At 39.2% G+C, this 18,785-nt stretch carries 18 protein-coding genes and 1 riboswitch; of the genes, 7 read left to right on the top strand and 11 right to left on the bottom strand.

Going from position 1 to position 18,785, the window contains the following annotated elements; translation table 11 throughout:
* Positions 1-109 precede the first annotated feature (109 nt).
* The 5 genes from KI343_RS15960 to KI343_RS15940 form a co-directional block, all read right to left on the bottom strand.
* A complete protein-coding gene (locus KI343_RS15960; protein ID WP_212927423.1) occupies positions 110-502 on the bottom strand; it encodes a hypothetical protein in 393 nt (130 codons plus the stop codon).
* 141 nt (positions 503-643) lie between these two features.
* The gene (locus KI343_RS15955; protein ID WP_212927422.1) at positions 644-2,032 is read right to left on the bottom strand and encodes a sensor histidine kinase; all 1,389 of its coding nucleotides are present in this window, start codon (positions 2,030-2,032) and stop codon (positions 644-646) included.
* Positions 2,029-2,709, bottom strand: coding sequence for a response regulator transcription factor (locus KI343_RS15950; protein ID WP_212927421.1), 681 nt, complete (start codon positions 2,707-2,709; stop codon positions 2,029-2,031). The genes KI343_RS15955 and KI343_RS15950 overlap by 4 nt, the downstream gene beginning before the upstream one ends.
* 249 nt (positions 2,710-2,958) lie before the next feature.
* Complete coding sequence (locus tag KI343_RS15945) at positions 2,959-4,206, bottom strand: ABC transporter permease (RefSeq protein WP_212927420.1); 1,248 nt, start codon at positions 4,204-4,206, stop codon at positions 2,959-2,961.
* Entirely contained in the window at positions 4,203-4,910 is a 708-nt protein-coding gene (locus tag KI343_RS15940) for an ABC transporter ATP-binding protein (protein WP_212927419.1), read from the bottom strand. The genes KI343_RS15945 and KI343_RS15940 overlap by 4 nt, the downstream gene beginning before the upstream one ends.
* Before the next feature lie 191 nt (positions 4,911-5,101).
* Between KI343_RS15940 and csaA the strand changes: the two genes are divergently transcribed.
* The gene (gene csaA / locus KI343_RS15935; RefSeq protein ID WP_212927418.1) at positions 5,102-5,434 is read left to right on the top strand and encodes a chaperone CsaA; all 333 of its coding nucleotides are present in this window, start codon (positions 5,102-5,104) and stop codon (positions 5,432-5,434) included.
* A gap of 29 nt (positions 5,435-5,463) precedes the next feature.
* Here the strand turns inward: csaA and KI343_RS15930 are convergent, their stop codons facing one another.
* Both KI343_RS15930 and KI343_RS15925 read right to left on the bottom strand, forming a co-directional pair.
* Entirely contained in the window at positions 5,464-6,702 is a 1,239-nt protein-coding gene (locus KI343_RS15930) for a serpin family protein (protein WP_212927417.1), read from the bottom strand.
* A gap of 334 nt (positions 6,703-7,036) precedes the next feature.
* Positions 7,037-7,618 (bottom strand): TetR/AcrR family transcriptional regulator, encoded by a 582-nt coding sequence (locus tag KI343_RS15925; RefSeq protein ID WP_212927416.1) that lies wholly within the window; start codon positions 7,616-7,618, stop codon positions 7,037-7,039.
* 392 nt (positions 7,619-8,010) lie between these two features.
* On the opposite strand from KI343_RS15925, the gene KI343_RS15920 reads away from it, so the two are divergent.
* Positions 8,011-9,216 (top strand): MFS transporter, encoded by a 1,206-nt coding sequence (locus KI343_RS15920; protein ID WP_212927415.1) that lies wholly within the window; start codon positions 8,011-8,013, stop codon positions 9,214-9,216.
* A gap of 61 nt (positions 9,217-9,277) precedes the next feature.
* On the opposite strand, the gene KI343_RS15915 is transcribed toward KI343_RS15920, so the two are convergent.
* The 3 genes from KI343_RS15915 to KI343_RS15905 all read right to left on the bottom strand — a co-directional run bounded on the left by KI343_RS15915 (position 9,278) and on the right by KI343_RS15905 (position 11,875).
* Positions 9,278-9,937: a TerC family protein gene (locus tag KI343_RS15915; RefSeq protein ID WP_212927414.1), complete on the bottom strand. Its 660-nt coding sequence runs from the start codon at positions 9,935-9,937 to the stop codon at positions 9,278-9,280.
* Positions 9,938-10,269: 332 nt separating this feature from the next.
* Positions 10,270-10,566: a DUF2653 family protein gene (locus tag KI343_RS15910; protein ID WP_212927413.1), complete on the bottom strand. Its 297-nt coding sequence runs from the start codon at positions 10,564-10,566 to the stop codon at positions 10,270-10,272.
* Positions 10,567-10,840: 274 nt separating this feature from the next.
* Positions 10,841-11,875 carry a S66 family peptidase gene (locus tag KI343_RS15905; RefSeq protein ID WP_212927412.1) on the bottom strand — a complete coding sequence of 345 codons (1,035 nt, stop codon included), beginning with the start codon at positions 11,873-11,875 and terminating at the stop codon, positions 10,841-10,843.
* A gap of 244 nt (positions 11,876-12,119) precedes the next feature.
* Positions 12,120-12,222, top strand: a riboswitch (TPP riboswitch).
* A gap of 81 nt (positions 12,223-12,303) precedes the next feature.
* Between KI343_RS15905 and KI343_RS15900 the strand changes: the two genes are divergently transcribed.
* The 3 genes from KI343_RS15900 to KI343_RS15890 all read left to right on the top strand — a co-directional run bounded on the left by KI343_RS15900 (position 12,304) and on the right by KI343_RS15890 (position 15,068).
* Positions 12,304-13,572: an acetylornithine deacetylase gene (locus tag KI343_RS15900; RefSeq protein WP_212927411.1), complete on the top strand. Its 1,269-nt coding sequence runs from the start codon at positions 12,304-12,306 to the stop codon at positions 13,570-13,572.
* A 67-nt stretch (positions 13,573-13,639) separates the two neighbouring features.
* Positions 13,640-14,308 (top strand): thiaminase II, encoded by a 669-nt coding sequence (tenA, locus tag KI343_RS15895; RefSeq protein WP_212927410.1) that lies wholly within the window; start codon positions 13,640-13,642, stop codon positions 14,306-14,308.
* Positions 14,309-14,480: 172 nt separating this feature from the next.
* Complete coding sequence (locus tag KI343_RS15890) at positions 14,481-15,068, top strand: YpjP family protein (RefSeq protein ID WP_212927409.1); 588 nt, start codon at positions 14,481-14,483, stop codon at positions 15,066-15,068.
* 208 nt (positions 15,069-15,276) lie between these two features.
* Here KI343_RS15890 and KI343_RS15885 read toward each other — a convergent pair whose 3' ends face one another.
* Positions 15,277-15,987, bottom strand: a complete 711-nt coding sequence (locus KI343_RS15885) for an NAD-dependent protein deacylase (RefSeq protein WP_212927408.1) — start codon at positions 15,985-15,987, stop codon at positions 15,277-15,279.
* A gap of 153 nt (positions 15,988-16,140) precedes the next feature.
* Here KI343_RS15885 and htpG point away from each other — a divergent pair, with 153 nt between their 5' ends.
* The gene (htpG, locus tag KI343_RS15880; RefSeq protein WP_212927407.1) at positions 16,141-18,018 is read left to right on the top strand and encodes a molecular chaperone HtpG; all 1,878 of its coding nucleotides are present in this window, start codon (positions 16,141-16,143) and stop codon (positions 18,016-18,018) included.
* A 153-nt stretch (positions 18,019-18,171) separates the two neighbouring features.
* Complete coding sequence (locus KI343_RS15875; RefSeq protein ID WP_212927406.1) at positions 18,172-18,741, top strand: NUDIX hydrolase; 570 nt, start codon at positions 18,172-18,174, stop codon at positions 18,739-18,741.
* Positions 18,742-18,785: the final 44 nt, after the last annotated feature.

Genomic DNA, 18,785 nt, shown 5'->3' with positions numbered 1-18,785 from the left:
AAATATAATCGTAAGGTAGCAGGGCATTTCTAAAAGTTCCATGCTCATTTTTCTCCGCATAAAAAGGCCTGCTTGCTCTTATGGAGAGACAAACAGGCACAATCTTAACTTATTGACTTGTTTTAGTGAGCAGTGTGAGAATGAAAAAGCAGACAAAACTAATTAAGAGCATAACCCCGCCGCCAATATAAAGAATAAGTGTAAGGGGTTGTGGCAGTTCGAGTGGTTGCACCATGTACAGCCACATTCCGATAGTTAAGCCAATGGAGCCGACCATTGCACTCCATACATGGATAGCGGTTAAGATGGAGGCTCTTGGTTGAAATACTTTATAAAAAACTGCCCAAGAAAAAAGGGATAGCCACCCAACAACTAAACTATGTGCATGAACAGGGCGAAATGCATAAGAGCCTGAACCGGCCATATGTGCACCTAAAACAGCACCGATAAGACCGAAACTTCCTGCCAAAATTAATAACAAACGACTTGGATTTTTAATCATTAGAATGTCCTCCTTGTTCCTTTTGCATTACATTAGCGAATAAATATGAACGCTGTATGAACAGGAAGAGATAATGATAAAACAAACCTTAAATCAGAGAGGCGTTTTTTGCTCTTTGCTTAACAGTCTGTCATAAAGAGCCTATTCATTAGAAAGTGGCAAAGTAACGGTAAAAATGGTGCCGGATGCTTCAACAGGCCGGGCGGTAATTATCCCGTCATGTAATTCGACAATGGTGGCTACAATAGATAGGCCTAACCCGGTTCCTTTAACACTTCTAGTACGAGAGACATCTGCGCGATAAAACCGATCAAAAATGCGTTTCGCTTCCTCCTCGGATATACCGATGCCTGTATCTATAAAAGATATCGAGCACTTCTTATCAGTGTACGTGAGCTGGATATCAATATTGCCACCGAGTTGATTATATTTTAGTGCATTGGAGAGCAGATTATCCCAGACTGTATTTAATAGAGAAGGGTCAGCATAAATATCCAAATCTGGAAGACTGTAGCTCAGCATAATTTCTTTTTCCTGAATCAGCCATTGATAGCTCTTTAATAGGTTTTTTAATTGCTCGCTAACATTAAACCATTTCTTTTTTACAATATGCTGCTCATGTTCCAGGGAAGCAAGCAGTAACAATTGTTCAGTCATTGTGGATAACCGTCCAATTTCTTCATGGATAATCGAAATATATTGCTGTTTATTTTTTTCTGCAATCTCCTTTTCCTCGAGTAAATTCGTATATCCTTTAATATTGGACAACGGGGACTGAATGTCATGGGAAATATTTGAAACAAATTCCTTACGCAGCTGCTCATTTTCCGCAATCTGTTTTGCCATTTGTGAGAAACTTGTGGATAACTCACCTAACTCATCGTTTCGTCTCGTATCTAACATATCCACATGAAAGTCTCCTTTTGCCAATTGTTTTGTGGCATGGCTAAGCCGGGAAATAGGCTTAACGAGGTAATTTGTGCCAACAAGGACAAATAAAATGCTTAAAATAATCGTTAAAGCAAAAAGCACCCCGAATAATAAATGCATTTCATTGAATAAAAGCTTAATGTCTGGCCGGATAAATAACGCGTAGTTCTCTCCTTGATACGTAAGCGGAACACCAATAGAATTCTTTAATTCATTGGCAAAAAATCCTGTCACAAAGGTTTCTTGGGGGAAATGAAGCATACCATGGTAGATTTCCCCGCCCAACACATTTTCTATCACAGCAGTCTCCAAATTGTTTTCCCGAAATGCAGCGCCGAAAAAACGATTATTATCATCGTTATCCACAAGGAAAAGTTGATAACCGACGTCTGCCATATTTGTTAGGTAGTCGTTTATCAATATATCAGGATTATTTTCAATAAAAGAGGCCATTTCTAAAGCGATAGACGTATTTTTTGCATCGTTTTGAGGCTTTAGCGAATGTTGATAATACGTGTTCGATATAAAAAAGGCAATAACACCGCTAAGCAACATGATTCCAATTGTGACAGCAGCAAATTTAACATAAAGTGATCTCATTCGTCTGCTGGCTCCAAACAATATCCAACTCCGCGAACCGTTTTAATGGAAAAGGCAGAAGTAAGGGAAGCAAAACGCTGTCTCAATCGTTTGATATGCACATCCACAGTTCGTTCATCTCCTTCATAATCGACACCCCAAACTTTTTCGATAAGCTGCGATCGAGTAAATACATGCTGTGGATAAGTTGCCAATAGTGTTAATAATTCAAATTCCTTTAAAGGGAGTAAGAGGGTTTTATCCCCAATCGTTACCTCGTAACTATTCAAATCTATGATAGTATCTCCAAAGTGAAGGGTACGATCTGCGTCCTCTTGACTGTATCGGCGTAATAACGCATGAATACGAAAACTTAATTCGCGGGGTTCAAATGGTTTTACTAAGTAATCGTCTGTTCCTGCAAGAAAGCCTTCTTCTTTATCCTCAATTTGCCCTTTGGCTGTTAGTAAAATAATCGGAATATCATATTTTTTACGAATCTCTTTCGTTAACGCAAAACCATCCATAAATGGCATCATAACATCGACCACTGCTAAATCGCAGTTCGTCTTCTTTAATATAGACAAAGCCTCGGTACCATCTTTTGCTTCGGAAACGAGAAAGCCTTCTTTCTCAAGCTGAATCCGGACAAATTGCAAGATGTGTGTGTCATCATCAACAATTAATATTCTCTGCATGTGGATAATCTCCATTCAAAAAATTATTTAGGTTAAGCTTACAGCAAAATTCATTTTAATGAAATTGATAAAAGTTACAAGAAGTTTGATGCATGTAGCTTATATGTTACTCCGCTTCAAATGAAGCTAAACGAGCTTGGAATCAGATGGAACCGCTCGGAAAGTAAGTCAACCCGCTCCAACCTAGATGGAACCCGCTCGAGAAGAAGCAAAGCGATTGGGCTTTTCAAACAAGAAAGCAGATAAGGATTATTCGATTTGCGATACGTTATGCACCGGTACATAACGAATGTGCCAATAAATCAGCCCCATACCCAGCAGTACACTGATGATAGAGAAAATCGTCATCCCCCAAAGCCCAAATTTCAAGTATCCAAAGAGGAGTCCGATCACAAAAAGAATGGGGAAGCTGAGACGTAACACACTGGCCTCCAAGGAGCTCCGCAGCATGGGTTCTTTCCAGGGAAACAGCTCTATAAAAGAATCGAAGCGAAAACCAAGCCAGCCTGTTTTTGTAATATCCACAATGATATAAATGGAAGCAAGCCAAAATATGTAGCCAGTCCAATGTGGTGCAGCTAATATCAGAACGGCGATTAAAAGTGTTACAAGTCGAATAAGCGGCATCATCACAGCTAAATTCCGAAAGAAAGATTTAAAATACGCATCTGTAAAAATCATTTCGCTGCTCTGTTTCCGGAACATCACCTGTGAGTTCTTCCAGAGCCAAATACGTCCGCGTGAAGGTGGCTTGTAGCCTTGGCGTATCACATTTGTAAATAAAAGATTAATCCATTTTGCGCGAGCCTGTTCATCCATTTCAGCAATTTTTAAAAAATGCGTTCCGTTATAGAAAAGCCTGTTAGTTAACATCAAGATGACTATGATACTTATAATTATCCACAATATCCACAAATAATAATGATAAATAATAAATCGTGATAAACTTATCCACACCGCAAGGACTATGAGATAAGAAATAATGCGTAAAATAAGAGAGTGGATATGAATTTGTGCATACTTTTTCCACAATGCAAACAGGCATACACCTGTAAGATAGTAGAGCCATACATACCCTAAAGAAAGTAAAGTTAGAGAGAATAGTTTACTTAAAAATGGCGCTGTTAGGGCAAATAATAGTGTTGCAATAATAAGGCTGGTACCAATTGAATAGACGAGCCCATATTGAGAGATACGCCGCAATAAGGGAATATTTCTGCTTAAGAAAAGTTGGTCTGCAAGGTAAGTGAATAACCGGATATCATGCCAGAAAAAGCTTGCCGCAAATACAGTCATCCAGCCATACCAGCCAATCAGGCTTAAAATGAAGGGAATATCCTGCAGCCATTCCATGTAAAAAAATGCGGCAATGGCTGTCCCTGGAATCAGCAAGTAGATAAATAATGTCCAATCTAATACAAGCTTGCTAGCTTCCCATAGATTAGCGTAATCTGAGCGCAGGCGTTCTAAAAATAACGTGCGGGCGGGGCCCTTCATGATGCCCCCTCCTCTAATAATTCATAGAAACAGTCTAATAGAGACGTTCCTGCAGGCTGATTGGTTTGTAGTTGCAGTTCCTGTAATTCTCCTTGAAAGACGTTTTGCCCCCCGTTTAAAAGTATAAATCGGTCACACAGCTTTTCGGCAGAATCGAGTACATGGGTAGACATTAATATGGCGGCCCCGCGTTCTTTTTCTTGGTACAGCATGTTAATCAGATGCTTTGTTGCAATCGGATCTAAGCCAATGAAGGGCTCGTCGATAATATAAATATCTGCCTGTGTCATAAAGCTGAGGCAGATCAATGTTTTTTGCCGCATCCCCTTGGAAAAATGAATTGGGAGCTCATGTTCTTTGCCAGTAAGGGAAAATTTTTTGAGAAGTTCTTTTGCCCTGGGGGCCCAAATATCATCTGGCATTTCATAAGAAGTAGCTGCAAGCCGCAAATGTTCCCAGAGCGTAAGACGATCATAAAGAATCGGCTCTTCGGGGATATATGCAAGCTGTTTCCCTTTTTCCAAATCAATGTTTCCATAAAAATGTTCAATCGTACCGATAATAGATTTGATGGTTGTACTTTTTCCAGCACCATTCGCCCCAAGAAGACCAACGATTTCACCTGGGTGAATGGTGAAATGAATATCATTGAGGTAAAGCTCTTTTTGCTGATATCCTGCAGCGTCAATATGTACCTGTAGCATGAAATCTCCTCCGTCGATGATAGATAATATACATACGATTAGCTAGATAAAAAGTTTCAATATGGCAGAGAAGCGGCTGGAAAAAGGGGATTTCACCTATTTTGGTTTGATTAGTTGCTTTTGAGTATGAATATTTACTAAGATAGAGACAATAGAAATAATTCGAAAATTTATACGAGGGGGATAATGAAATGGCAACGTTTGAAGATTTTATGAAGCTGGATTTACGTGTCGGTACCGTATTACATGCAGAACCGCTTGCGAAGGCGCGCAAACCGGCAATTAAGTTAAAGATTGATTTTGGAGAAGAGATTGGTGAAAAACAATCATCTGCACAAATTACAAAACGTTATACTCCGGAAGACTTGATAGGGCGCCAAGTTGTAGCGGTAGTTAATTTCCCGCCGCGCAGAATTGCCGGTTTTAAATCAGAAGTGCTTGTGGTTGGGGGAATGGAAGCAGAGGATGATGTAGTTTTACTCCGTCCAGATGAAAAAGTAACAAACGGAACGAAAATTTCATAGATAAAAGGATGGCAATTCACCATCCTTTTCTATGGAGTTACAGGATTTTCAACGCTTCCTATAAATAAAATAATATTTTCTTTTGTATTGGTAATTGTAAATAGAAATGGCCGGTTGATTTCCATGAGAAAGGTATCTTGTATAACTGCAGAGGATTCTTGGATAGAAACAGAGGTAGCACCTGCAGCTTCTGTTCCTTCTTCATCGACATTTATAAATGTTTTATGATAAATTTCACTGATATAGGCGCCTCTGTCTTCTGCTGATTCAAACATATTGGAAAAATCAGCTTGATCTGGATCAAAGGCCTGCTCCATGCCAAGGTCCATGAAAAGACGATTCAATTCGGATTCATATTCCAAAGTAAAGGATGGAAGAAATACGGATCCCGTTTGTGCTTCCATGGATTCTGTCCATTCCTGCCATTTCTCTAATGAAAAGTCTTCCTGGAAATCTGAAATACTCGTATCCTTACTCGGCAAGAAAATCTGCATCTGAAGACTTTCTTCCCCTTCGTAAGGCAAGGAAACAACTTGAACATCCTCGTCTTCCCAGTAGTCTAAACTTTCCTCATACAATACCATTGTAGGTGTTTCTTTTAGTCTGCCGTCTTCTAAATGAAAGTCCCGGTCTTCTGTTAAGGTTTTATCAAATGGATACGTCCAGTCTCCTTGAAAATAAACCGCATTAAGCAGGAACAGTACCAAATTAGGGTCAATTTCATCGATCATATTATCAATCCGGTCATTCGTCTGTTCAGCAACCCAATTATTAATCGCATCTGCTGTTGTCAAAGGCTCTATTTTTGCGAGATAATTCTTCTCCAACAATTCTTGATAAGCTGAGTCGATTTCACGGCCTTCTTTGAACCATAACGCATTTGCAAGGTGCAGTTCAAGTTCTTGAATATCTTCTGTTTGTTGCGTTAGCAGAGCGTGATTCGCGGAAAGTAAAGCAGCATCAGAACGAATGTCCTCTAAACCAAGAACTTTCTTCATTTCCGTTTTTGTCTCCCCGCCTGCACCATGGTAGGTCATATTCAACGCTGTCCAAATACTGATAGGAGATAGGAATAAGTTCCCGTCATCGTTCTTGTCTAGATGAGTGAGAGCTTCAAATCCGAGCTGATTCAATCCTGACTGGACGATTTCTTTAGATGCGGCATCGGCTGGCTCGATATCGGAAGCAGGGTTTTCAGAACTAGAATTGGAGGAATTGCAAGCGGTTAAAAAAATGACTGTACAAAGACAAAGAAGTTTTTTTATCATTATATCAGCATCCCGTCGTGTGATTTTGTTAAACATATCATATGCGAGAAAACGCTGCAACTGCTTATAAACTTTATACAAATGCAAGTTGTTCAACAATTTGCACCTGCTGTTAATTCTTCGTTCTTCTTGTAAAAATGCTTGATCTTTCCTTTTAGCGGGATGTACATCTTCCATTAGCAGTCTAAATGGAAGGATGCGTAAGGGCTTACCGAGATGTTTTGAGAGAAGTGGAGGAGAATTTTTAGCTTAGATGAAGTATAGAGGAGCAGTCCCTCATGTATTGTCTCAATCTGCATTATTAAATAGCTCATAAATAGGAGAAAGGGCAGGTCTATGCCTTAACCCCCCTCCAAAACACCTTCCACATGGACTCCCCGTGACTTTCAATAATATCCATATCGTAGTAGTTTGTTTCATAAGATAAACCGTCCAATAAACCGTAAAAAGCTCTTGCGGCCTCTTCTGGAGAAACTTCTTTGGTAATGGACCCATCTTCTTGGGCCTTTTTAATTTCCTCTTTAAACGCTGCCCTTGCCTGTTCCTCGCTCTCGCGTAGCACTTTCAAAACTTTATCCTCGAAACCTTGTGGAGGATAGGAGGAGAAGCGATTATAGAATTCAATGCTGCTGTCATGGTTTGCCATATCTTTTACATGTGCCTGAAAAGAGAGATGCAGCTTTTCCTCTGTTGTTTTTCCATCATTCTCAAAAGTAGATTTTACAAAATGCACATAATCTGCGGCGATTTTTGTCGTTACATCCAAAAATAACGCTTCTTTGCTGCTATAGTGTGCATAAAGAGAGGACTTCTGCAGGCCAACTCGATCAGCAATTTTTGTCATGGAGGTTCCGTTGTAGCCAAGTGTTGCAAAAAGCTCTATCCCTTCTACTAATATTTTTTCTTTTGTATGCATGGTCATTCTCCTTTGACAAAGTGATTATTGTAAGATACAATTCCTTTAGAAACGAACGGTCGGTAGGGTTCGTTGTTTTTTATTATAAAGCATGTTTAGTTACATGTCATGTGCAAATAATTATACAAAGCATTCCTGTTCATAGTATAGCTTTGTTCAATAAAGTGAAACTTCCTTCAGTGGGGGTTTTCTTTCATCCCCCACTGAAGGTTAGTGGAACGAATCGGGCTGTTACTGGCTGTTAGATCTCCCACTTAGAAATATAATTTTTTACTCATTTATTGAAGTGGGAGTCTTACAAAAGCCCTTCGATGGGACGAGTAATCGCAGTCCCAGTCCCAGTCCCAGCCAGTTACACTGCGATAAATTAGAAAAGTCGGAGGAAAGATAGTATGGGAGCACAGCCTTTATTTAAAAATCGTACATTTGTCTTGCTTTTTATTGCTGGGATTTTTGGTGTTGTCAGCTACAGTATGTTTTTGACAACAACAACATGGTTCGTAATCAGCGATAGTGGATCTGCCAGCTCTTTGGGTCTTGTATTAATTGCTGCGACGGTGCCGAGGATTGCAATGATGATTTTCGGAGGCGTTGTAGCGGACCGTTATAAAAAGACAACAATTATGTTTTTGGCAAACTTTGTGCAAGCAGTTCTCTTGTTTGTTTTATTTTTATTAATTAAAAACGATGGGTTATCTATTATCCTGCTTTTGTTCATTGCAGCAGGATTTGGCATGCTGGATGCTTTCTTTGGTCCGGCAAGTTCATCGATGATTCCTAAAATTGTTGAGAAAAGTCAGCTTCAGCGTGCCAATGCCTTATTCCAAGGTGTGGACCAGGTCTCATTTGTAGCGGGTCCGATTATTGCTGGAGTGCTTATGGAATCAATTGGAGTCAGCGGCAGTTACTTTGTGGCAATGATTTTAGCACTCCTATCTGCAGTAGTTATTTATCCACGACTTATTAATGAAGATCCTGTTGCACTGCAGGAAAAGCAAAAGCCATTGAAGGAAATCAAGCAAGGCCTGGCTTATATTCGTAATTCACGCTTTCTGATGACGGGATTAGCTGTTTTGATTACACTGAACTTTTTTGTATTTGGAACCTTGCAAATTGCGATTCCTTTCTTAGTGGAAAGCTATGGAGGAACACCGCTCAATTTAAGTTATATGGAAGCTAGTCTTGGTATAGGTTTGGTCGCTGGTACAGGAATACTCAGTTCTGTATTAATCAAACGAAAAGGAAGAACTTCCTTGTTTGGATTACTCGGGGCATTAATAGCTTATGTTATTTTTGCGCTTGTCCCTAATCTAACGTTATTGACTATCGTTGTATTCTTTATTGGTTTTTCCATGTCGTTTGTATTTATTCCATTCTTTACGGGAGCACAAGAGCAAACAGAAAACTATATTATGGGAAGAGTCATGAGTATTATATTCCTGGCAATGAACGGATTTGATCCCATTTCCTATGCGCTTGTTTCTGGGCTATCAGCTGCCAGTATTCCTATTCAAACCATCCTGTTGAGTTTTGCGGGGATAGGCTTGATTATTACGATTGTGTTATTAAAAAAAGCAAAAACCTACCAGAAGTTATAATCAAAGCAGAACGAAAACCCTCTTGTACAATCAACGTTGTGTAAGAGGGTTTTTGGATGGGCTAAATGGTTAAATCCAATTGATTTCTCCGCCATTTTCCTATAAAGAGAACGGAGATGGTAAGGATGTTGAGGAAGATAACTTGTCCGTATTTTTGGGATGCAAAAAGCTGCTGGACAAAATCTTCCTCTAACAACATCTTACCAGCAGTCCAAGCAAGTAAACCGGCGCCTATATAAATAATGATTGGATAGCGTTGAATTAATTTTAAAATCAGTTCACTAGCTGTCAGGATAATTGGGATGCTTAAAATAATTCCAGCAATCACTAAAAGCAAATCACTATCCGCAATCGCAGCAATGGCTAGAACATTATCTAAGCTCATAATTACATCAGCAAAAATAATAATCGTTATTGCTTCTCGTAAGGAATTCCCAGTCTTCATTTGACTGTGATCTTGTTTATCAACCAGCAATTTATACGCTACATACAGCAGAAGAAATCCGCCAATTAGTTGGATGAAGGGGAGCTGCAGCAGGTAAATCATTAGAAAGACAAAGACGACTCTGAGTGCAATTGCTCCAAAAGTTCCCCACCGAATAGCCCGTGCCTGTAGATGATCAGGAAGATTTCGGCTGGCCATGGCAATGACAATAGCGTTATCTCCGCTTAATAGAATATTTATGAGGAGAATCTGCCCGACCGTTTGTATAAAATCCACTATATCGCTCCTTTCCTGTCCGGTTATTGGTTAAGTATATGAGCTTGTACGAAGAATCAGAACAGGTGGGGAAATGTATGGAGAGATTAGAATGTGTAATTTAAACAATAAAAAAATTCCTTGTTTCTATTCAATAGAAAACAAGGAATTTTAACTATATGTATATACGTGTTTAAGAAGCCTCTAAAGCGAAAATATCGTAAAGAAAAAGTAATAAAAATAAATGTTCTATTAAATTAGAGGTTACTGTACCAAATTTTTAATCTTTCAATCATCTAAAAATATGTAAAAAACTTAAAAAATGAAAAATACTATCAGAGCTGTATTAGAAATTAACTATCGCTGCGCAGACGTGCATAAATACCGTTCCGTCTATCTAGATCCAATTTCAATCCTGCATATGGATCGGCGTGGAGATTTTCTTTAATCCATTTTCTCAATGCAGTAATAATTTGCTTGGTAATCAATTCCTGTTTTCCAGATGACGTAATGGCTTCTGCCGAAAATCCGGTATAATCATCATAAAATAGTTCTACTTGGACGTCATCTACCGCAATGTTTTGTTCTTCAGCAATGTACATACATATAGCAAGCACAATATCCTCTTCAGGAATGATAATTTTCGTCATACCTTAAAATCCCCCTGCATGTGGTTGGAAGGCTTATTTTGTAATTAGCCTCTAGCGATGATGTTGATACTATATCTATATTACTACAAACTACCCAGTTGTATGAAGTAAGAAGCCGTTATCTTAGAATTATTTTTCCTGATCATTCGTAATTCTCTTCTAAAAAATACAGATAAGCAAGGTTCACGAAGTTTGCTTCAATATTATATCACTGACCCTTTAAATTTGATAATGCGACGGACATAAATTTAACAACACAAAAAAGCAACCGTCCTTAATCCCTGACAGCTGCTTCTATAAGTGAAAAAGATAGTTGATTACAATCAATTTGAGCTAATCTTCCATATGGAATCGGTGTCTTTGGTTCTGTATGTCCAAAGGAAATCCCGTATAATACTGGAAGGTCGGTCAGCTGATTTTCTGCTAAAACAGCTAAAATAACTTCCTTGTACGCATCATAATGCATTTCATCATATGGTTTCGCGAAGATCATTCCATTTGCTTGATGAAGAATTCCCTGAGCTGCATAGTTTCGGAGCCATCTTTTTATTAATTCTGGGTCTGTTTGTTCCTCTGATGTTTCAAAAAAGAGAATGCTGTCCTGCCAAGCTTCTTGCTTTGGCCAAATTTCTGTTCCTTTGGCAAATTCGAGCACTTCGATACAGCCGCCAATAAGTGTTCCTTTTGCTATACCGCTCCCTTGCAACAGCTCATAGCCCCGATTCGGATGCTTTGTTCTGGAGATGGATTTATTCGAAATATCCCATTCCAAAAATTCACTTGTCCACTGTTCTGGTGCCGGAATCTCACCAACGGCTTTTGGTTGAAAGAGCATTTTTTGAATTGCTTGAACCGTATAATCATCCATCGCAATATTCTCCGCAAAGTCTGTCATAATGGCTGGCCCATAGAAAGAGGATAAGCCTGCATGGAAGCAGAATAAATGAGAAATGGTTGTGTCGGAATACCCCATAAAAACCTTTGGATTTCTGCGGATAATTTCAAAATCAATATAGGGAAGCAATCGAATGCTATCATCACCACCAATATTAGAAATGATTCCTTTGATCTCAGAGTTTTGAAAAGCGTTCATCAAATCCTCTGCTCGTGCTTCAGGATGTTCTGCTAAATAAGCTTGTCCCTTCAAACTGTTAGGCATCGGAACAACTTCAAGTCCAAAAACAGACCTTAGACGTTCTATCCCTTGTTCGTAGCGCCAACGCAAGGAAGGCTCACCTGCTCCGCCCCATGAGAGGCTGACAGTGGCTACTTTATCACCTGGAGATAATTTTGCTGGTTGGATAAGCATAGAGGTTGCCCCTTTCTATGTGGATTAAAGACACTTATTCGACATGTATCTGCAAAATCCCTTTATTTATTAGAATAGTTTCCGGTTTTCTTTTTTTTGTCGCATTAAAATTAGTGCATATACTAATAAAAATTAACTTCGAGCGCGTTTTACAAAAGATGATAGAAGGAATAATTGTAGTTTAAATTCTGCTTTACGCTTACATTTACTTGTGGTAATCTAAACTTGATAAGTAAATACGTAATTGATCCACTAGGGGTGCTTATAAAGCTGAGAGAGGCATATGCCTTAACCCTTATTGACCTGATCTAGTTCGTACTAGCGGAGGGAAGTGGGCGGAATATGCCTATTGGCAAATGAAATAAACTTTTCTGCCACTTTTTATATCAGGAGGTGGCTTTTTTGCGTGCTTTGGGAGGTTCATTGGAATGAATAAATTGATTCAGGATGTACGAAATCGGGAGGAAGAATTAGTGGAACTCCTTAGCGATTTGATTCGCTTCAAGACACCGGCGCCCCCTGCGCGGAATACAGAGAATATTCAAGCTTATATTGCAAGTTACCTGAAGGAAATGAATTTTGAAACAGAGCAGTGGGATGTTTACCCAGGTGACCCGAATGTAGTCGGCCGTTTGCATGGAACTGCTTCCGATACATACAACAGTCTAATTCTTAATGGGCATGTGGATGTTGCTTCCATTGAGGAAGATGAAAACTGGAAACATGCGCCATTTCAGCCAGTAGTAGAAGGACGTACGTTATATGGACGGGGAGCAGCGGATATGAAAGGAGGTCTGGCAGCGTGTTTATTTGCCATGCGTATTTTACATGACCACCATATTCAGCTTGGTGGTGATGTCATTCTTCAATCTGTCATTGGTGAAGAGGTTGGAGAAGCAGGAACAAAGCAATGTGGTGAGCGAGGATACACAGCAGATTATGCCATTGTTGCAGACACGAGTCACTGTGAGATCCATGGACAGGGCGGTGTTATTACCGGTTGGATTACGGTGAAAAGCCCAACCACGCATCATGATGGGATACGCCGCCAACTCATCCATGCAGGTGGCGGTGTGAAAGGAGCAAGTGCGATTGAAAAGATGAATAAACTGCTTACAGCCCTACAGGAGCTGGAGTGCCATTGGGCAGTGACTAAGTCCTACCCAGGTTTCCCGCCAGGCACGAATACAATTAACCCTGCAGTAATTGAGGGAGGAAGACATGCGGCTTTTATTGCCGATGAATGCCGCTTATGGATAACCGTTCATTATTATCCTGATGAGACTGCTGAGCAAGTTGCAGAGGAAATTGAATCCCATATACGAAAAGCGGCTGAAGCAGATGTCTGGATGAGAGATCATTTACCTACTTTTAAGTGGGGAGGAGAATCGATGATTGTGGATCGAGGTGAAATTTTCCCGTCTTTCTCTGTAGATAAGGAACATGCTGCTTTTGCAGTGTTACAAGAAAGTCATCATGCTGAATTCGGTGCGGAGCCTGTAGTTCGAATGTCTGAAACAGTAACTGATGGCGGTTGGCTTGCAGCATATGGCATTCCGACTGTCTGTTATGGACCTGGGGAAATAAAGCATGCCCATGCAGTGGACGAGCAAATAAATATTGATGAATTATTAAATTATACAGCATCATTACTGCGGTTTATCTTGACATGGTGTAATTCAGAAAAGCAGAAATAAGCAGGAATAGTTGGTTTTAAAAAGTATCGTAACAACAAATTTCTATAAAAAAAGGAGTGTCTATAACATGAAATTTTCAGAACGTATTCGTAAGACAGCAGATCCAATTTGGGAGAAAAGCCATCAGCATCCATTTGTACAGGGGATTGGTAACGGTACATTAGATATCGAGGCATTTAAATTTTACATGTGCCAAGATTACAAGTATTTAATCGAATACTCCAAAGTCATTGCGATGGGAACCGTGTTAGCGAAAGATTTGGATACGATGTCCGGCTTTGCAAAGGCATTGGATGAAACGCTAAATTTTGAAATGGATCTTCATCGGCAGTATGCAGCACGCCTCGGTATTTCAAGGGAGGAATTAGAAGCTACTGTCCCAGGTCCCGTCACTTTAGCTTACAGCAGTAATATGCTCGCAGAAGCACAGAAAGGCTCCTTGGCAGCTTTGATTGCAGCAATTCTGCCATGCGCATGGAGTTATCATGAAATTGGTCTGGAACTTGCGAAAAAGCCGGGTGCTTTGGAACATGAACAATACGGGGAATGGGTGAAAATGTACAGCTCGGATGAATTTGGTTCCATTGGCAGCTGGCTGATTGGGAAGTTAGATGAGCTTGTTGAAGGCTTTACAGAAGCGGAGCTAGAAGACTTGGAAACTATCTTTCTTAATACGAGCCGCTATGAGTATATGTTTTGGGATATGGCATATAATCGTGAAGGCTGGCCGGTCTAAGCAGGATAATATGATTGGTTTAACGTTCTGCTTGTGAGATAATGTATAAATGATAGGTTTGATACATTAAATACTTTTCTATAAAAATTCAAAAAAGTAGAATAGTTGGATAGACAACATAATAATTCATGGTAAAATAGAGAAAAAAGATTTGGGAGACGGGTGAGGACAAATGAAGCTCTGGTGGAGAAAAATAGCCGTTGTACTTATAACGATCGTAACGTTGGGGATGTATACACCAACGAACCTTTTGGAAGTCGATGCAGATAAGCGCAGTGATAACAGTTTGTCCTCTCCGTCCGATGTAGAAACAGTTCCGGTTATTACGGAGAGCACCCAGTCCTATATTGTAAAGGGTTCGAGGGAATCTTTTTTAGAGCAGCTCCAAGAAGAGGCCAAGGAATTAAGTTTAGAAAAGTTTGGACCAAGAATTGCAGATAGGGTAGAAGATGAATTTACTGCAGTGATTTTGCCGCAGATGGAAACCGTTCTGGCAGGCCTTGTGGAACATTCCCCCGTCTATAAAGATATAGCTATTACAGAAAAACCTTCGGACGGATATGGAGAGCGAATTTTTAATGTTTCTAATAACAGCACAGAGGAAACATTGGCAAAGTTCCATGTCCGCCGAGAAAATCGGCCATTAGAAGGACATTATTTTAACTTTCATTATCATTTAAGCGAGGATGGGTTCCAGAAGCACCATTATATCGGATCCATCTATTGGGATAAAAATACACCTCCAAAATGGATGGCTTAATATGACACGATGAAAAAACGCAGACAAGGATACGTATAATACATTCTTGTCTGCGCTTTTGTTATATAGGAATACTTCGGACTGACGAAGTGTGTATGAAATGTAATCCTTCTTTATTCGGCGGGAGCTAAGGGGCGTAAATTGCTTGGTTTACTGAACATAAACTAGCGGTAGAAGAGCGTTAACTCCCGTTGATTAAAGTTTCGTTTTATAATAATTTATTTACTTCTTCTAAATAAGCACCAATCTTGCGGTCAAAGACAATTAAATCTGCATAATCATCTAATGGTGTTTTCTCTTGATTTACAATGACGAGCTTAGCGCCATGTTGTTTTGCGATCTCCGGAAATTGATTCGCGGGTGTTACAGATAAGGAGGAGCCCAGCACGACAAATAAATCGGCTTGCTTAGCATGCTCATAAGCAGCAGAAAAGGCATCCTCAGGGAGCATCTCCCCAAATAATACAATAGAAGGTCTGAGTACTCCGCCACAGGAACAATGGTAGTCTTCCTTTAAATAAGCAGAGCTGTCATAGGTTTTTCCGCAGGTTTGACAATGCAGCTCTTGCAGGGTTCCGTGAAGTTCATGAACGTTTTTGCTGCCGGCAGCTTGATGGAAGCCATCTACATTTTGGGTGATAATGGATTGAATGAGTCCCTTCTTTTCCCACTCGGCAAGAATTTGATGTCCTTTATGCGGTCCGAATTCTTTTACACCAAGAACACGCTCCCGATAAAATGCAATAAAATCTTCGAGGTGATGATTTAAAGCATCTAGACTTGCAATTTTGCTCGGGTCCTTCTTTCTCCAAATTCCTCGGTTTGTTGAACGAAAATCAGGCAGTCCACTCTCCGTAGACATTCCTGCACCAGTAAAAATAACAGTATGCTTGGAATCTTTTAACCATTCATGAAGCATCGAGACCCCTCCTCTTCTATATGGCTTCTATTATACAGGTTGTTGCGGGAATATGCGACTAATATTGACAGCTAAATTAGAATGTGTTATTACATGTAATAGAGGTTAGCACTCTGTGAGTAAGAGTGCTAAAAACAGAAAAGGAGAGATTTCATGGCGAAGCGTAAGTTTAAAGCAGAATCACAGAAATTATTAGATATGGTGATTAACTCCATTTATTCACAGCGTGAGGTTTTTTTGCGTGAGTTAATCTCGAATGCTAGTGATGCAATTGATAAAATTTATTATAAAGCATTAACAGATGACTCTCTAACATTTGATCAAAGCAATTACTACATTAAACTAATCCCTAATAAAGAGAAGCGGACGTTAACAGTAATTGATACAGGGATTGGAATGACTAAAGAGGAACTGGAAAATAACCTCGGTGTTATTGCAAAAAGTGGTTCCCATACCTTTAAATCTGAAAATGAAATAAAAGACGGCCATGATATCATTGGTCAATTTGGTGTCGGTTTTTATGCCGCATTCATGGTTGCAGATAAAGTAACGGTACTTACGAAATCAATTGATAGTGAAGAAGGCTATAAATGGGTTTCTCAAGGATCTGATGGGTATACTATTACACCGATTGAACGTAAAGAAGTCGGAACAGAGATTATCCTTGAGTTAAAAGAGAATGAAGAGGAAGATAATTACGATGAATTTTTAGAGGAATACACGTTAAAACGAATCGTAAAGAAATACTCAGACTTTATTCGCTATCCAATTAAAATGGATGTGACGGAAAGAAAGTTAAAAGAAGGCACAGAGGACGAATATGAAGATGTCATTGAGGAACAGACGTTGAATACAATGGTTCCAATCTGGAAGAAAAACAAAAACGAATTAACAGATGAGGATTATAAAAACTTCTATCAAGAAAAACGTTACGGCTTTGACCAGCCATTACGTCATATCCATATTAATGTAGATGGTACAGTTAGATACAATGCGATTCTGTTTATTCCTGAGCAGGCACCATTTAATTACTACTCCAGAGAATATGAAAAAGGCTTAGAGCTCTATTCCAATGGTGTATTAATTATGGAAAAATGTGCAGATTTGCTTCCTGATTACTTTAGTTTTGTTAAAGGGATGGTGGACTCAGAGGATTTATCCCTAAATATTTCTCGAGAAATGCTGCAGCATGACCGTCAGCTGAAAATTATTGCGAAAAATATTCACAAGAAAATTAAACAGCAGCTGCTGGCTCTGCTTCGTGACGACCGTGAAAAATATGAAACATTCTTTAAAGCATTTGGTCAGCAAATCAAATACGGTGTGTATAGTGATTTTGGCCAGCATAAAGAAGACCTGCAAGACTTGCTGCTATTCTATTCTTCTACAGAGAAGAAACTGGTAACCTTAGAGGAATACGTATCGCGCATGCCAGAAGACCAAAAATATATTTATTATGCTTCTGGAGATTCCAATGAACGTATTGAAAAGCTGCCGCAAACAGAAATCGTTGCGGATAAAGGTTATGAAATTCTTTATTTTACAGATGAAATTGATGAATTTGCGATTAAAATGTTAATGCAATATAAGGATAAGGAATTCCGTTCTGTTTCCAGCGGCGATCTTGGCATTGAGGCGGATGAAAAAGAAGAAGCCAAGGAAGAAACAGAAAATCATAATGAATTATTCAAAGCAATGAAAGAAATTCTTGGGGATAAAGTAAAGGATGTACGAGCTTCTAAACGTCTTAAATCCCATCCGGTTGTTCTTTCTGCAGATGGTGAAATCTCCTTAGAAATGGAGAAAATCATTAATGCAATGCCGGATGATCAGCAGATTAAAGCAGATAAAGTGCTTGAGATTAATGTGAATCACAGTATTTTCAAAGCATTGGAAGCAGCGCAAGGTAATGACGAGGATAAACTAGCGCTGTATACAAACCTGCTTTACAACCAAGCGTTATTGATTGAAGGACTGCCGATTGAAGATCCGGTAGCATTTACAAATGATATGTGTAAGGTAATGGTTTAATGAAAAATATCGTATAGAAGGCTGACCTTCTATGCGATGTTTTTGGTTTATTTATAAGAGTTATGATGATTTGCTAAAGAGATTTTTTGTATTATAAATTCTGAATGTTATAATAAAATTATATATATTTCTATATTAATAGAGGAGGTTTATATGGTAGCGAATTTAATTACGAATGAAATGAAAAAACAGGTAGAGAACTATTTATCTTTTTATCCTAGGGAAAAACACCGATTAACACCACTTATTCTTCAACTGCAGGAAAATAACACAGACATCTTTTCAAGAAAGTCACTACCAGGGCACATTACAGCAAGTGCAATTATACTAAAAAAATCCAATCCTAATTATATGTTAATGATGTTTCATCAAAATTTGGAGAAATGGTTACAACCAGGAGGCCATGTGGATCCAGGTGAGAGACCAATAGAATCGGCTATCAGAGAGTTGAAGGAAGAAACGGGGATGGATGGTAAAGTTGATGCTAAAGGTTCTCTTATTCCTTTAGATATTGATATTCATGCGATTCCTGCGAATCCAAAAAAAGACGAGGGTGATCATCAACATTACGACTTCAGGTATATAGTGAATGTGGACACGGAAGTTATCTCAGAAAACATAGAGAACAACCGGGTTGCTTGGGTGCATATAAAAGATATAGACAGTCCCGGCTTGCAGATCGCAGTAGAAAAATTGAACCAGCGCAAAGCATCTGACCGATGATTGAGTCCAAAATATGTAGTAATACGAAAATGAATGATAAAAAA

It is taken from the genome of Oceanobacillus sp. J11TS1, assembly GCF_018333215.1.
GTDB lineage: Bacteria > Bacillota > Bacilli > Bacillales > Amphibacillaceae > Oceanobacillus.
The sequence above is the reverse complement of the archived record's forward strand: the minus strand, read 5'-3'. Positions and strand labels throughout refer to the sequence as shown.